Source organism: Aeromonas sp. 95A (assembly GCF_051919235.1).
GTDB lineage: Bacteria > Pseudomonadota > Gammaproteobacteria > Enterobacterales > Aeromonadaceae > Aeromonas > Aeromonas veronii.
The window spans coordinates 2,802,501-2,815,899 of record NZ_JBQBFC010000001.1 but is presented as its reverse complement, the minus strand read 5'-3'; the positions used below and the strand labels follow the sequence as shown (position 1 = coordinate 2,815,899).

Below are 13,399 nucleotides of genomic sequence, written 5' to 3'. Positions count from 1 at the left end.
AACCATATTCAACAAGGAGGTGAATATGCAGGTCTCCTACGGCAGATTACAAGCCTATGCAGGCATGGGGTTCTTGTCCTTCGCCATGATAGTGATGGGCAGCCCGATCGGGAATACCGGTACCTGGTTCGGCTCCATGGTGATGGTCGGGTTGGGGCTCTGGATCGAGCTCAGCGATTACTATGACGAGGATGAGGACGAGAACGATCAATCCTGAATCGGATGACGATTCAACAACAAAGGCGGAGTAATTCCGCCTTTGTCATTTCTGCCGTTTGGCAATGTACCCGGATCAGCGGGTCGAGCGCATCGCCCGCTCCAGATGCAGCGCCGTCTGTTCCGGGTTGGCCTTGGGATCGTTGAAGAAGTTGCTCAGCACATCGAGGATTGCCTGCCGCATATTGGTCGGCGTCGCCATCCCCTCCGCCATGCTGGGCAGCAGGTTGTCCTGCTTTTCCGCCAGCAGGAAGTCCTGATAGGAGCGGACGGCGCAGCGGTCGAACTTGCTCATGTCGGGATTGGTCAGAGCCGGGATCGACCCCTTCACCCGATTGAACTCTTCCTGGAATTTCGGCGTCATCAGCAGTTGGGCCAGGTCCCCCTGCGCCTGCAACTGGGCCGGATCCCGTTGTTTGAACATGGCGATGGAGTCTAGGTTGTAGCTGAACAGTCCGGCGCTGCCCGGGCTCGGCAGGCAGGCGATATCCTCACCCGGCCGGTAGTTACCGGCACTCAGTTCACCTTTCACCCAGTCGCCCATCACCTGCATGGCGGCGCCACCGCTCTCCAGCAGATTGGTGGCCTGATGCCACTTCAGTCCGGCGTATTTTTGCGGCACATAGGCGCGCAGCTGCTGGAAACGGGTCAACACCCGCACCATGTCTGGGCCGGTCAGGGTGGCGCTGTCCTGCTCGAGGAACGCCTTGCGATAGAATTCTTTTCCGCCCTCACCGAGTGCCACCGTTTCAAACAGTACCGCCAGTTGCCAGGGCTCGTTGCCAATGGCGAGCGGGGTGATGCCCCGTTTTTTAAGCTGGTCGGCGACGGTGACAAACTGGGCCCAGTCGGTGGGCGGAGTCAGCTTGTTGCGCTCGAAGATCTTGCGGTTGAGCCACAGCCAGTTGACCCGGTGGATGCCGGTGGGCACCGCCATCAGGGCGCCATTCTGGCTGAGGGTGGCACGCACCATGGGCGGCATCTGACTGTACCAGCCGAGGTGTTCGGCCATCGGGCTGAGATCGCGCAAAAAGCCGAGTCCGGCCCACTCCTTGAGCTCGTAGCCCTTGAGGTGGGCCGCTTCGGGCGGGTTGGCCGCCAGCGCCCGGCTCTTCAATACCGTCATGGCGCTCTTGCCGCCGCCGCCCTGTACCGCGAAGTCGTTCCACTGGTTGCCCTGTTTGGTCCACTCGGATTTGAGCACTTCGACCGCTTTCGCTTCGCCGCCGGACGTCCACCAGTGCAGTACCTCCACCTGGGAGGCGGCAACGGGAGCAGAGAGCAGGGCGATGACAGAAAAAGACAACCACTTCATAAGGTTACTGCCTTGGTAGGGAGAGCGTGGCCTGCAGGCCACCTTGCGGACGGTTTTCCAGCACCAGATCGCCGCCGTGGGCGTGGGCAATGTTGCGGGCGATGCCAAGGCCGAGGCCGGTGCCAGCCTGATCGGTACTGAGCCGGTAATAGGGTTCGAAGATGCGCTCGAACTGATCGTCCGGCAGGCCGGGGCCCTCATCCATGATAAAGAGGATCAGCATCTCCTCGTCATCCATGATGATGATGCGCACCTTCTGACCGTACTTGATGCCGTTGTCTACCAGATTGCCGATGCAGCGCTTGAGCGCCAGCAGCTTGCCGCGATAGGGCCACTTACAGTGGCCTTCGATGGTCAGCCGCTCGTCGTGCAGGTTCATCGACTCCGCCATCTGCTCCAGCAGGGCGTTGATGTCGATCTCCTCGATATTCTCGTGAATGTCGGTCTCTTTGACCGTCTGCAGCGCCCCTTTCACCATCAGCTCCAGTTCGTCGAGATCCTTGTTGAATTTGGCGATTTGCACCTCGTCGTCGAGCAGTTCGACCCGCAGTCGCAGTCGGGTGATGGGGGTCTTGAGGTCGTGGGAGATGGAGCTGAACAGCCGCTCTCTATCGTCGATATAGCGACGAATGCGGTGCTGCATGATGTTGAAGGCGCGGGTGGCCGCCACGATTTCCGATGCTCCTTCCTCCTTGAGCGAAGGTTGGTCGATATCCTTGCCCAGATTCACCGCCGCCTTGGCGAGACGGCGCAGCGGGCGGGTCTGCCAGCGCACCAGCATAAAGGTGAAGAAGCAGAGGAACACCGTCATCAGGGCGATGAAACGCACCTGGTTGCTCGGCATCACGGTATCGTCGAGGGTCATGTAGGGGGCGGGCAGCAGGGCCGCCAGATAGAGCCACTCTCCCTTTTCGATCTCGATCTGGGTCACCAGCACCGGCGGATTGAGCGGCTCCAGCGACAGGGTGTAGCGGGCCCAGGAGGAGGGGAGATCCGCCAGTAAGGTGTCGTTGTTGAAGACGTGGAGGTCATCGGGTCGGGAGAAGTCCACCTTGATCGCCATGGCGTCGGAGAGCTTGCGGGTCAGCACTCCCTGAACTTCCTCCAGCACCTGCGTCTTGCGTTCGCTGTCGGGGATGGCGTTGATGTGGATCTCCTCTTCGTTGAGTGAGACGAAGAAGCGGCTGCCCCCCATGTTGCGCAACTGGTCCAGCGCGATATGGCGATACTGCAGCGGCAGGGATTTGAAGAAGTTGACGGTGGAAGCGGCAGACATGGCGAGGTTGCGGGTGGTGCTGAGCATCCCCTCCAGTTCCCGCTTCTGGATCTGCTGCATCCAGATGCCGGTCAGAATGGTCTGGGAGAGCAGGATGGCCAGCAACAACAGCAGGATCATCCGTGACAACAGGGAGCGGGGCACCAGCGCCCCCCAGGACCACTTGTTGCTCATGGCAGCTCGTGCACCTCGGCAATCAGCATGTAGCCACTGCCGCGAATGGTCTTGATGATGCGCGGGCTCTTGCCGTTGTCGCCCAGCTTCTGGCGCAGACGGCTGATCTGTACGTCGATACCGCGCTCCATCGGCAGGCTTTCGCGGCCGCGGGTGGCATCCGAGATGGTGTCCCGATCCAGCACCACGCCGGGCTGTTGCAGGAACATGCCGAGCAGCATGGCATCGCTGCCGGAGAGATCCAGCAGGCTGCCATCATCATGGGTCAGCTGGTGGCTCAGGGTGTCGAGGGTCCACTCGGCAAAACGCAGGCGGCGGCTCGGCTCTTTCTCTTTTTCCGGCTGGCGGAATTCGGCGCGGCGCAGCAGTGCCTTGATGCGGGCCTGCAGTTCACGGGGGCTGAACGGCTTGGCGATATAGTCGTCAGCGCCGAGTTCCAGGCCGATCACCCGATCCGCTTCGTCGGAGGCGGCGGTCAGCATGATGATGGGCACCTGGGAGTCACGACGGATCTGCTGGCAGAGGGTAAAACCGTCCTCGCCGGGCATCATGATGTCCAGAATAATCAGGTCCGGGCTGTGCTGGGCGAGTTGCTGACGCATCTCATTGCCCTCCGCCGCCGTCAATACCTGAAAGCCCGCCCGAGTCAGGTACTCATTGAGCAGCTCGCGGATCTCTTGGTCGTCATCGACGATCAGCAGTTGTTTGCTCATTGACATATGTATGTGCATCCACCCATTTTTTTGTGCAGATTGAACCTGTCGGGGGAGTAAAAAGCAAGCAAGCCCCCTATCTAATGTGAGGTTTAAGGCAATAACAGCCTATTGATAAGATTAAAACGAAAAAAGGCCGACCCAAACGGGACGGCCAACAGACAGCTTCTGACCACTGACGAGCACCCCGTGTGGCGATCGTCACAGACTTGAAAAGGGGCCAGTCAGACTGGCCCCGAAAAGGGACAACTCTCAGTAGTGCATCCCGTCGATCCGGCTGGTTATCACACCCGTTCAAACACGGTGGCGATGCCCTGACCCAGACCGATACACATGGTGGCAACCCCCAGGGTGGCATCCTTCTCCTCCATCAGATTGATGAGAGTGGTGGAGATGCGGGCGCCGGAGCAGCCGAGCGGGTGGCCCAGCGCAATGGCGCCACCGTTCAGGTTTACCTTCTCGTCCACCAGATCCTGCAGACCCAGATCCTTCACGCAGGGCAGGGACTGGGCGGCAAACGCCTCGTTCAGCTCGAACAGGTCGATATCACCGACAGTCAGGCCGGCACGCTTGAGCGCCTTCTGGGTGGCCGGTACCGGGCCGTAACCCATGATGGCGGCATCACAGCCGGCGATTGCCATGGCACGTACCTTGGCGCGCGGCGTGAGGCCGAGGGCCTTGGCGCGATCCGCGCTCATCACCAGCATGGCGGCGGCGCCATCGGACAGGGCCGAGGAGCTGCCGGCGGTGACGGTGCCGTTGACCGGGTCAAACACCGGGCGCAGCTGGCTCAGGGTTTCGACCGTGGTCTCCGGGCGGATCACCTCGTCATAGTCGTAGAAGAAGCGGGCGCCGCTGGCGTCATGGCCTTCCAGCCCGACGATCTCCTTGGCAAAACGTCCTTCCACGGTTGCCGCGTGGGCACGGCGGTGGGAGCGGGCGGCAAACTCGTCCTGCTGCTGACGGCTGATGCCGTGCAGCTTGCCGAGCATCTCGGCAGTCAATCCCATCATGCCGGAGGCTTTCGCCACCGATTTGGCCATGCCGGGGTGGAAGTCGACGCCGTGGCTCATCGGTACGTGACCCATGTGCTCGACGCCGCCGATGATGAAGATATCCCCATCACCTACCTGAATGGCGCGGGAGGCGTCATGCAGCGCCTGCATACTGGAGCCGCACAGACGGTTGACGGTGACCGCCCCCACCTGCTTCGGAATACCGGCCAGCAGCGCGGCGTTGCGGGCGATGTTGAAGCCCTGCTCCAGGGTCTGCTGCACGCAGCCCCAGTAGATATCCTCGATCTCGTTCGGGTCGAGGTTGGGGTTGCGCAGCAGGATGGATTTCATCAGGTGCGCGGACAGATCTTCTGCACGCACGTTGCGGAAGGCGCCGCCCTTGGACCGGCCCATCGGGGTCCGGATACAGTCGACAATGACTACGTCTTTCATGAATGGATCTCCTTTCCGCAATCAGTAGAAGGTTTTGCCCTGGGCAGCCATCTCGCGCAGCTTGTCGCTGACGCGGTAGAGCGGGCCCAAATCGGCATACTGGTCGGCCATGGCCACGTAGCGATCCAGACCGATAGTGTCCAGATAGCGGAACACGCCGCCGCGGAAGGGAGGGAAGCCCAGACCGTAGACCAGCGCGATGTCGGCTTCGGCTGGCGTGGCGACAATGCCCTCTTCCAGACAGAGCACCACCTCGTTGATCATCGGGATCATCATGCGAGCGATGATGGCTTCCTTGTCGAAATCCTGTTTCGGCTTGGCGATGGGGGCCAGCAGCTCGTAAGCAGCGGCGTCGGCCACCTTCTTCGGTTTGCCCTTCTTGTCCTGCTCGTAGGCGTAGAAGCCCTTGCCGTTCTTCTGACCGAAGCGATTCACTTCGTACATCACGTCGATGGCGGTGCGACCTTCCTTGCTCATGCGTGCCGGGAAGCCCTGCGCCATCACATCACCGGCATGGTGACCGGTGTCGATGCCGACCACGTCCAGCAGATAGGCGGGGCCCATGGGCCAGCCAAACTCCTTCTCCATCACCTTGTCGACGGCCGCGAAGTCAGCACCATCGGCGACCAGCTTGTTGAAGCCGAAGAAGTAGGGGAACAGCACCCGGTTGACGAAGAAGCCCGGGCAATCGTTGACCACCACAGGGGACTTGCCCATGGCGGCGGCATAGGCCACCACGCGGTTGATGGTTTCATCGGAGGTTTGCTCGCCGCGGATGATCTCCACCAGTGGCATACGGTGCACCGGGTTGAAGAAGTGCATACCGCAGAAGTTCTGCGGGCGCTTCAGCCCCTTGGCCAGCAGGGAGATGGGAATGGTGGAGGTGTTGCTGGCGAGCACGGCGTCTTCGCCGATGATCCCTTCCACTTCGCCCAGTACGGCGGCTTTCACTTTCGGGTTCTCGACCACGGCTTCGACAACGACGTCCACATGCTTGACGTTGTCATAGCTGAGGGTCGGAGTGATGGCAGAGAGCACCTGACCCATCTTGATGCCGTCGATGCGACCCTTTTCGAGCTGGCCGTTGAGCAGCTTGGTGGCTTCACCCATGCCAAGTGCCAGCGCCTTCTCGTTGATATCCTTCATCACCGCCGGAATGCCCTTGCTGGCAGACTGGTAGGCGATGCCGCCACCCATGATGCCGGCACCCAGTACGGCGGCGTGGCCAGTGGCCTTGGTTGCCTGCTTGGCCGCCTTCTTGGCCAGCGCCTTGATGTGTTGATCGTTGAGGAAGATCCCGACCAGTGCCTTGGCGACATCGGTTTTGGCCAGCTTGATAAAGCCTTGTGCCTCGGCCACCAGAGCTTCGTCACGGCCCATACCTGCGGCGGCCTCGACGGTTTTCACCGCAGTCATCGGCGCCGGATAGTGTTTGCCCGCCACGGCGGCAACCATGCCGGCGGCGGTGGTGAAGCTCATCATGGCTTCCAGTTTGGAGAGGCGCAGCGGCGCTTTCTTGGCGGCGCGACGGCTCTGCCAGTCCAGCTTGCCCGCGATGGCGTCCTTGATCATCTGCAGCGCAGCGCTCTGCAGTGCATCCGGGGCGACCACGGCGTCAATGGCGCCCACCTTGAGGGCGTCATCGGCACGGTAATCCTTGCCGGTGGTGATCCACTCCAGTGCGTTGTCGGCACCGATCACTCGTGGCAGACGGACGGTGCCGCCAAAGCCCGGCATGATGCCGAGTTTGGTCTCGGGCAAGCCAATCTTGGCGCTGGTGTCGGCCAGACGGAAGTCGGTGGAGAGGATGGTCTCGCAGCCGCCGCCCAGAGCGTGGCCCTTGATGGCGGAGAGGGTCGGAACCGGCAGATCTTCGATGGCATTGAAGATGTCGTTGGCCTTTTTCAGCCAGCCGAGCAGATCTTCTTGCGGCAGATCGAACAGTTCCAGGAATTCGGTAATGTCGGCACCGACGATAAAGGCGTCTTTGCCGGAGGTGAGGATCAGACCTTTTAGTTCACGTTCTTGTTGTAATGCGGCGATCGCTTCGCTCAGGGAGAGCAGGGTAGCGCGATCCAGCTTGTTGACTGAACCCGGGGCATCAAACCTCAGCTCGGCGATGCCGTTTTCGAGGTAGCTGACCGACAGGGTTTCGCCTTGGTAGATCATGAGAGTGTCTCCTTGTTCCCACTCAGTGGGGAGTGGTGCTCCTTAATCCCCAGCAGGGGGCGAGGCTCACTATTGATCCAAAAGGAGACATTTTCAACACCTATTTAAAACATTTGTTTAACAGATCTCGAGTAAAAGCTCTTCATCACAAAACGGGCAAAAGAGAGGCGCCTTGCGGCGCCTCGGATGAATATGAGTTTGTTATCAACTGGCTAGTTCCGGCCGGTTGCGATACTGGTTCAGCACCTCGGGATCGGCGAGGGCATGGGTGTTGTTGACCGGCCGGTTGTGTACCACTTCGCGCACCGCCAGTTCGACGATCTTGCCGGACTTGGTGCGGGGGATGGCATCCACCTGCAGGATGCGGGCGGGCACATGGCGGGCGGTGCAGTGCTGCTTTATTTGCTGGCGGATCCGCTCGCGTAGAGGCTCATCCAGCTTGCAGCCCGCCTTGAGCTTGACGAACAGCACCACCCGCTCGTCCTGCTTCCATTGCTGGCCGATGACGATGCTCTCCTCCACCTCGTCCAGCTGCTCTACATAGCGGTAGATCTCGCTGGTGCCGATGCGCACGCCGCCTGGATTGAGGGTGGCGTCGGAGCGGCCGTAGAACAGAATGCCGCCGGTCGGGGTCAGCTCGATCCAGTCGCCGTGGCACCAGATGTTGTCGAACCGCTCGAAGTAGGCAGCGTGGTACTTGTCGCCGCTCTCATCCCCCCAGAAGTAGATGGGCTGGGCCGGGAACGGCTTGGTGCAGACCAGCTCGCCCTTCTCTCCTTGCACCGGCTGGCCCGCCTCGTTGAATACCTGCACCGCGAGACCGAGGCCACGCCCCTGGCTCTCACCGCGATAGACAGGGCTGAGCGGGTTGCCGATGACGAAGCAGGAGCAGATATCGGTGCCGCCGGAGATGGAGCTGAGCTGCACATCCTGCTTTATCTGCTGGTAGACGTAGTCAAATCCCTCCGGCGACAGCACAGAGCCGGTGCTGCAGATCAGCCGCAAGTACGGCAAGTCGTGGCTCTTGATGGGGGCATAACCCTGCTTGTGCAGCGCATCGAGATACTTGGCCGAAGTGCCGAACAAGCTGACCTGCTCGTCACGGGCCAGATCCCACAGCACGTTGCCGTCCGGGTAGAAGGGCGAGCCGTCATAGAGCACCAGGGTAGCGCCGGAGGCGAGGGCGCTCACCAGCCAGTTCCACATCATCCAGCCACAGGTGGTGAAGTAGAAGATCCGCTCCCCCGGCTTGATGTCGCAGTGCAGCTGGTGCTCTTTCAGATGTTGCAGCAGGGTGCCGCCGATGCCGTGCACGATGCACTTGGGTTTGCCGGTGGTGCCGGAGGAGTAGAGGATGTAGAGCGGGTCGTTGAAAGCCATGGACTCGAACTGGAGGCTGGCGTCCGGCTGGCTCGCCAGCACTTGCTGCCAGTCGTGACCAAGCTGCAGCGGGTTGCCGAGCAGGGGGATCATCACCGTCTGCTCTATGCTGCCTAACTGGCTCACCACGCTGGCGACTTTCTGTTGAATGTCGATCTCCTTGCCGTTGTAGCGATAGCCATCCACCGCAAACAGCACCCGCGGCCGGGTCTGGCCGAAGCGCTCTACCACGCTGGCCTCGCCAAAGTCGGGGCTGGTGGAGGTCCAGATCGCCCCGAGGCTGGTGGTTGCCAGCATGGCAACCACGGTTTCCGGAATATTGGGCAAATAGGCGGCGACCACATCGCCACGACCAATCCCCTGATGACGCAGCCACTGCGCCAGCCGGGCAACCTGTTCCCCCAGTTCACCCCAGCTCAGAGTGCGACTTGGGCTACCTTCGATGCGGGAGATGATGGCCGGGCTCTCGTCTTGGCGGCGCAGCAGGTTTTCGGCGAAGTTGAGGCGGCTGTCGGGGAACCAGCGGGTGCGCTGCATATCCTGACGGTTCTCCGCCACTATGTTGCCGAGCTCGCCCTTGACGCCGCAGTGCTGCCATACCAGCGGCCAGAAACGGGTGGTCTTCTCCACCGACCATTGATAAAGCTGCGGGTAGTTCTGCAACTGCAAGCCGTGGAAACGGTTCACCTCCGCCATAAAACGGTAGAGGTTGGATTGCTGCATCCCGAGCGGATCCGGTTGCCACAGGCAGAGGTTGTCCATGAGTAATCCCTGACTTCATGTATCTACCGGCAGTGTATTGAATTGTTTTTGATTTGTTAATGATTGGTTTTATGTTGATAACAAACACGTTTGTAACGTATGCGTTACCTCACGAAGCGGCAGCTTGACGGGTCGAGCCGCCAAGCGCTTGATGTTATGCTGCAATCACATTCACCTCGGAGCAGGACGCCATGAGCAGCTACAGCCAACTTTTTGCCCAGCACCTCGATACCTTGCAGCAGCGCACCCGCGACATTCTGCAACAACAGGGGCTCAGCGGACTGGCCATCCACTCCGGCCAGACTCACCGCATCTTCCTCGATGATCAGGATTACCCGTTCAAGGTAAACCCCCACTTCAAGGCCTGGTTGCCGGTGCTGGACAATCCCCACTGCTGGCTGCTGGTGGACGGGGTGAACAAACCAATCCTGCTGTTCTACCGCCCGGTGGATTTCTGGCACAAAGTAGCGGATCTGCCCAATGCCTTCTGGGTCGAGTTCTTCGATATCCGTTTCCTGACCCGGCCGGAACAGGTGGCCGACCATCTACCTGCCAACAAGCAGGAGTGGGCCTATCTTGGTGGTCATCTGGAAGTGGCCGAGCTGCTGGGGCTGACCCAGCCCAATCCCGAGGCGGTGCTCAACTACCTGCACTATCACCGTGCTTACAAGACCCCCTACGAGCTGGAGTGTCTGCGCGAGGCGAACCGGATCGGGGTGCGCGGCCATATCGCTGCCAAAGACTCCTTTATGGCGGGGGCGAGCGAGTTCGAGATCAATCTGGCCTACATGAAGGCGGTCGGGCAGGGAGCCAATGAGGCGCCCTACGGCAATATCGTCGCCATCAACCGCAATGCGGCCATCCTTCACTACACCCATTTGTCCGCCTTGCGGGTGCCCGATGCGGAGCGCCACTCCTTCCTGATCGATGCCGGCGTCGATTTTCATGGTTATGCCTCCGACATCACCCGCACCTGGGCGTGGCGGCGTGGCGAGTTTGCCGATCTGATTGCTGCCCTCGACGAGCAGCAGCAGGAGATCATCAAGGAGATCAAGCCGGGTCGCCGCTACAGCGAGCTGCATCTGCAGATGCACCACAAGCTGGCGCGCCTGCTGCAAGCGACCGAGTTGGTGGACATGTCGGTGGACGAGATGATCAACACCGGAGTGACCAACGTCTTCTTCCCTCACGGCCTCGGCCACTTCCTCGGTTTGCAGGTACACGATGCGGGCGGTTTCATGCAGGATGAGCGCGGCACCCATCTGGCGGCGCCCGAGCTGTTCCCCTATCTGCGCTGCACCCGGGTGATGGAGGTTGATCAGGTGTTCACCATCGAGCCGGGTCTCTACTTCATCGACAGTTTGCTGGAGCCGCTGCGTCAGGGCGAACAGGGCAAACGGGTCAACTGGAACAAGGTGGAGGCACTGCGGCCGTTCGGCGGCATCCGCATCGAAGACAACATAGTGCTGCACGCCAATGGGGTGGAGAACATGACCAGACAAGCAGGACTCTGATGGCGGCTGCGTACTCCATTCCGGCCGCCCCGCTGGAGTTGACCGAAGAGATAAAGAAGAGCCGCTTCATTACCCTGATCGCCCACACCCCGACCGTCGAGGCGGCCAAGGGGTGGGTCAACGAGATCAAACGACAACATCCGGCCGCGCGCCATCACTGCTGGGCGTTTGTGGCTGGTGCGCCGCAAGATAGTCAGGTTTATGGCTTCAGCGATGACGGCGAACCTTCCGGTACTGCGGGCAAGCCGATCCTGGCCCAGTTGATGGGCTCGGGGCTCGGTGAAATCTGCGCCGTGGTAGTGCGTTACTACGGCGGCATCCAGCTTGGCACCGGTGGACTGGTCAAAGCCTATGGGGGCGGCGTCGGTGCCGCCCTCAAGCAACTGCCCACCCTGCTCAAGGTGCCGCGCACTCCCTCTCTCATTCACTGCGATTACGGTGACATGGGGACGGTCGAGTCGCTGATCAGCAGCCATAATGGCGAATTGCTGGCGGCGGATTACGGTCAGCAGGTCACCTTGCAGGTGGCGTGGGAGTCCTCGGTTTGGGCTCAGGTGGACCGTGAATTGACCGACCGGACTCATGGGCGGGTATCCCTCAGTCCCTTAGATGGCTAGAATCCATCGCTCTTTAATTGGGGAAAGGGAGCTGTAATGCACATTCTGAGCATTATTCGCATTGTTGGCCTGCTGGTTGCGCTGTTCAGCTCGACCATGCTGTTGCCTGCACTGGTGGCCTTTGGCTATCGGGATGGTGGTGGTGCCGAGTTCGTCAGCTCTTTTCTGATCGCCCTGCTGCTCGGCGTGGTGCTCTGGTTTCCCAATCGCTATCACAAGAAGGAGATGCGCTCGAAAGAGGGCTTCCTCATCGTGGTGCTGTTCTGGACCGTGTTGGGCAGTGTGGGGGCGGTGCCCTTCATCATGAGCGACGTGCCGGATATGTCGGTTTCGGAGGCCTTCTTCGAATCTTTTTCCGGCCTGACCACTACAGGCGCAACGGTACTGACCGGGCTCGATAATCTGCCCAAGGCGTTTCTGTTCTATCGCCAGCTGCTGCAGTGGCTGGGGGGGATGGGGATCATCGTACTGGCGGTGGCCATTCTGCCACTGCTGGGTATCGGGGGCATGCAGCTCTATCGCGCCGAGATCCCGGGGCCAGTGAAGGATACCAAGGTGACGCCGCGCATCGCCGAAACGGCCAAGGCGCTCTGGTTCATCTATCTGCTGCTGACCGCGCTCTGTGCGCTGGCCTACTGGCTCGCCGGGATGACGCTGTTCGATGCGGTCTGCCATTCGTTCTCGACGCTGTCGGTCGGTGGCTTCTCCACTCACGATGCCAGCATCGGTTTCTTCAACAGTCCGGTCATCAACCTGATTACCGTGGTGTTCCTGCTGCTGGCCAGCGTGAACTTTGCGCTCCACTTTACCGTCTTCTCTCACCGTCCGGTGCGGCTCGGTCGCTACCTTTACGATTCTGAACTCAAGGTGTTTCTGGCCATCCAGGCGACCCTGGTGATGATCTGCTTTGTCGCCTTGCTGACCCACGGACACTACGCCACTTGGCAAGAGGCGCTCAACCATGGATTGTTCCAAGCGGTCTCTCTGGGTACCACCACCGGCTATAGCACCACGACCTATGCCGACTGGCCCTCGTTCCTGCCCATGCTGCTGATGTTCTCAGCATTTATCGGCTGTTGTGCGGGTAGTACCGGCGGCGGCATCAAGGTGATGCGTTTCATGATCCTGTTCATGCAGGGGATGCGCGAGTTGAAGCGGCTGGTTCACCCCAGAGCCATCTATACCTTGAAGCTGGGGAATAGGGCGGTGCCCGAGCGCATCGTCGAGGCGGTGTGGGGCTACTTCGCCACCTATATTATTCTCTTCTTTATGTTCATGTTGCTGTTGCTGATGACGGGGCTGAACGAAGTGACCGCATTCACCGCTGTGGCTGCGGCTTTCACCAACGTAGGCCCGGGTTTGGGAGAGGTATCAGCCAACTTCGGCAATATCTCGCCAGCGGCCCAGTGGGTACTGGTGTTGGCTATGTTGTTTGGCCGATTGGAAATTTTCACGCTTCTGGTACTGTTTACTCCTGCATTCTGGCGTAGTTGAGGTTGTTATGGACAAGATTCTGGTGCTTTATTCCTCTCGGGATGGCCAAACCCGCAAAATAGTCGATGTCATGCTGGAGCAGATGCCGGGATGCGAAGTGGTGATGCACGACCTGCACACCTTGCCGATGTGCAACCTCAGCAAGTATGCCAAGGTCTTGATCGGCGCCTCCATTCGTTATGGCAACTTCCACCCCAGCCTGTTCAGCTTTATTCACGCTCATCAGGAGCAGCTAGAGGTGGCCAATGCGGCCTTCTTCTGTGTCAACCTGACGGCCCGCAAGCCAGAGAAGCAGACGCCGCAAACCAATGCTTATATGAA

11 protein-coding genes (1 of these 11 running past the window's edge) are annotated in these 13,399 nt (G+C 60.3%); 5 read left to right on the top strand and 6 right to left on the bottom strand.

Translation table 11 applies throughout. From position 1 onward, the window contains the following. Positions 1 to 25 precede the first annotated feature (25 nt). Positions 26 to 217 (top strand): hypothetical protein, encoded by a 192-nt coding sequence (locus tag ACTG2U_RS12745; protein ID WP_005339471.1) that lies wholly within the window; start codon positions 26 to 28, stop codon positions 215 to 217. A gap of 75 nt (positions 218 to 292) precedes the next feature. Here the strand turns inward: ACTG2U_RS12745 and ACTG2U_RS12740 are convergent, their stop codons facing one another. The 6 genes from ACTG2U_RS12740 to ACTG2U_RS12715 all read right to left on the bottom strand — a co-directional run bounded on the left by ACTG2U_RS12740 (position 293) and on the right by ACTG2U_RS12715 (position 9,453). Beyond that, positions 293 to 1,531: an ABC transporter substrate-binding protein gene (locus ACTG2U_RS12740; protein WP_064339027.1), complete on the bottom strand. Its 1,239-nt coding sequence runs from the start codon at positions 1,529 to 1,531 to the stop codon at positions 293 to 295. A gap of 4 nt (positions 1,532 to 1,535) precedes the next feature. Beyond that, positions 1,536 to 2,981 (bottom strand): ATP-binding protein, encoded by a 1,446-nt coding sequence (locus ACTG2U_RS12735; RefSeq protein WP_005357365.1) that lies wholly within the window; start codon positions 2,979 to 2,981, stop codon positions 1,536 to 1,538. After that, positions 2,978 to 3,700: a response regulator gene (locus tag ACTG2U_RS12730; protein ID WP_005339475.1), complete on the bottom strand. Its 723-nt coding sequence runs from the start codon at positions 3,698 to 3,700 to the stop codon at positions 2,978 to 2,980. The genes ACTG2U_RS12735 and ACTG2U_RS12730 overlap by 4 nt, the downstream gene beginning before the upstream one ends. A gap of 278 nt (positions 3,701 to 3,978) precedes the next feature. Continuing rightward, entirely contained in the window at positions 3,979 to 5,142 is a 1,164-nt protein-coding gene (fadA, locus tag ACTG2U_RS12725; RefSeq protein ID WP_005342451.1) for an acetyl-CoA C-acyltransferase FadA, read from the bottom strand. A 21-nt stretch (positions 5,143 to 5,163) separates the two neighbouring features. Continuing rightward, positions 5,164 to 7,311 carry a fatty acid oxidation complex subunit alpha FadB gene (fadB, locus tag ACTG2U_RS12720; protein ID WP_216952404.1) on the bottom strand — a complete coding sequence of 716 codons (2,148 nt, stop codon included), beginning with the start codon at positions 7,309 to 7,311 and terminating at the stop codon, positions 5,164 to 5,166. A gap of 204 nt (positions 7,312 to 7,515) precedes the next feature. Next, positions 7,516 to 9,453, bottom strand: a complete 1,938-nt coding sequence (locus ACTG2U_RS12715) for an acetoacetate--CoA ligase (RefSeq protein WP_266135517.1) — start codon at positions 9,451 to 9,453, stop codon at positions 7,516 to 7,518. Positions 9,454 to 9,644: 191 nt separating this feature from the next. Between ACTG2U_RS12715 and pepQ the strand changes: the two genes are divergently transcribed. The 4 genes in view from pepQ to hemG are tightly spaced (at most 36 nt apart) and all read left to right on the top strand, a layout consistent with a single transcriptional unit that may run on beyond the window. After that, entirely contained in the window at positions 9,645 to 10,967 is a 1,323-nt protein-coding gene (gene pepQ / locus ACTG2U_RS12710) for a Xaa-Pro dipeptidase (protein ID WP_216959965.1), read from the top strand. Beyond that, on the top strand, positions 10,967 to 11,584 hold the full coding sequence (locus ACTG2U_RS12705; RefSeq protein WP_040069890.1) for a YigZ family protein: 618 nt from the start codon (positions 10,967 to 10,969) through the stop codon (positions 11,582 to 11,584). The genes pepQ and ACTG2U_RS12705 overlap by 1 nt, the downstream gene beginning before the upstream one ends. A 36-nt stretch (positions 11,585 to 11,620) precedes the next feature. Further along, on the top strand, positions 11,621 to 13,078 hold the full coding sequence (locus ACTG2U_RS12700) for a TrkH family potassium uptake protein (protein ID WP_005339482.1): 1,458 nt from the start codon (positions 11,621 to 11,623) through the stop codon (positions 13,076 to 13,078). A gap of 7 nt (positions 13,079 to 13,085) precedes the next feature. Next, on the top strand, positions 13,086 to 13,399 hold the 5' portion of the coding sequence (hemG, locus tag ACTG2U_RS12695) for a menaquinone-dependent protoporphyrinogen IX dehydrogenase (RefSeq protein ID WP_005339483.1). 211 nt of this gene lie beyond the right edge of the window; 314 of the gene's 525 nt are visible here — the first part of the coding sequence; it begins with the start codon at positions 13,086 to 13,088; its stop codon lies off the right edge, out of view.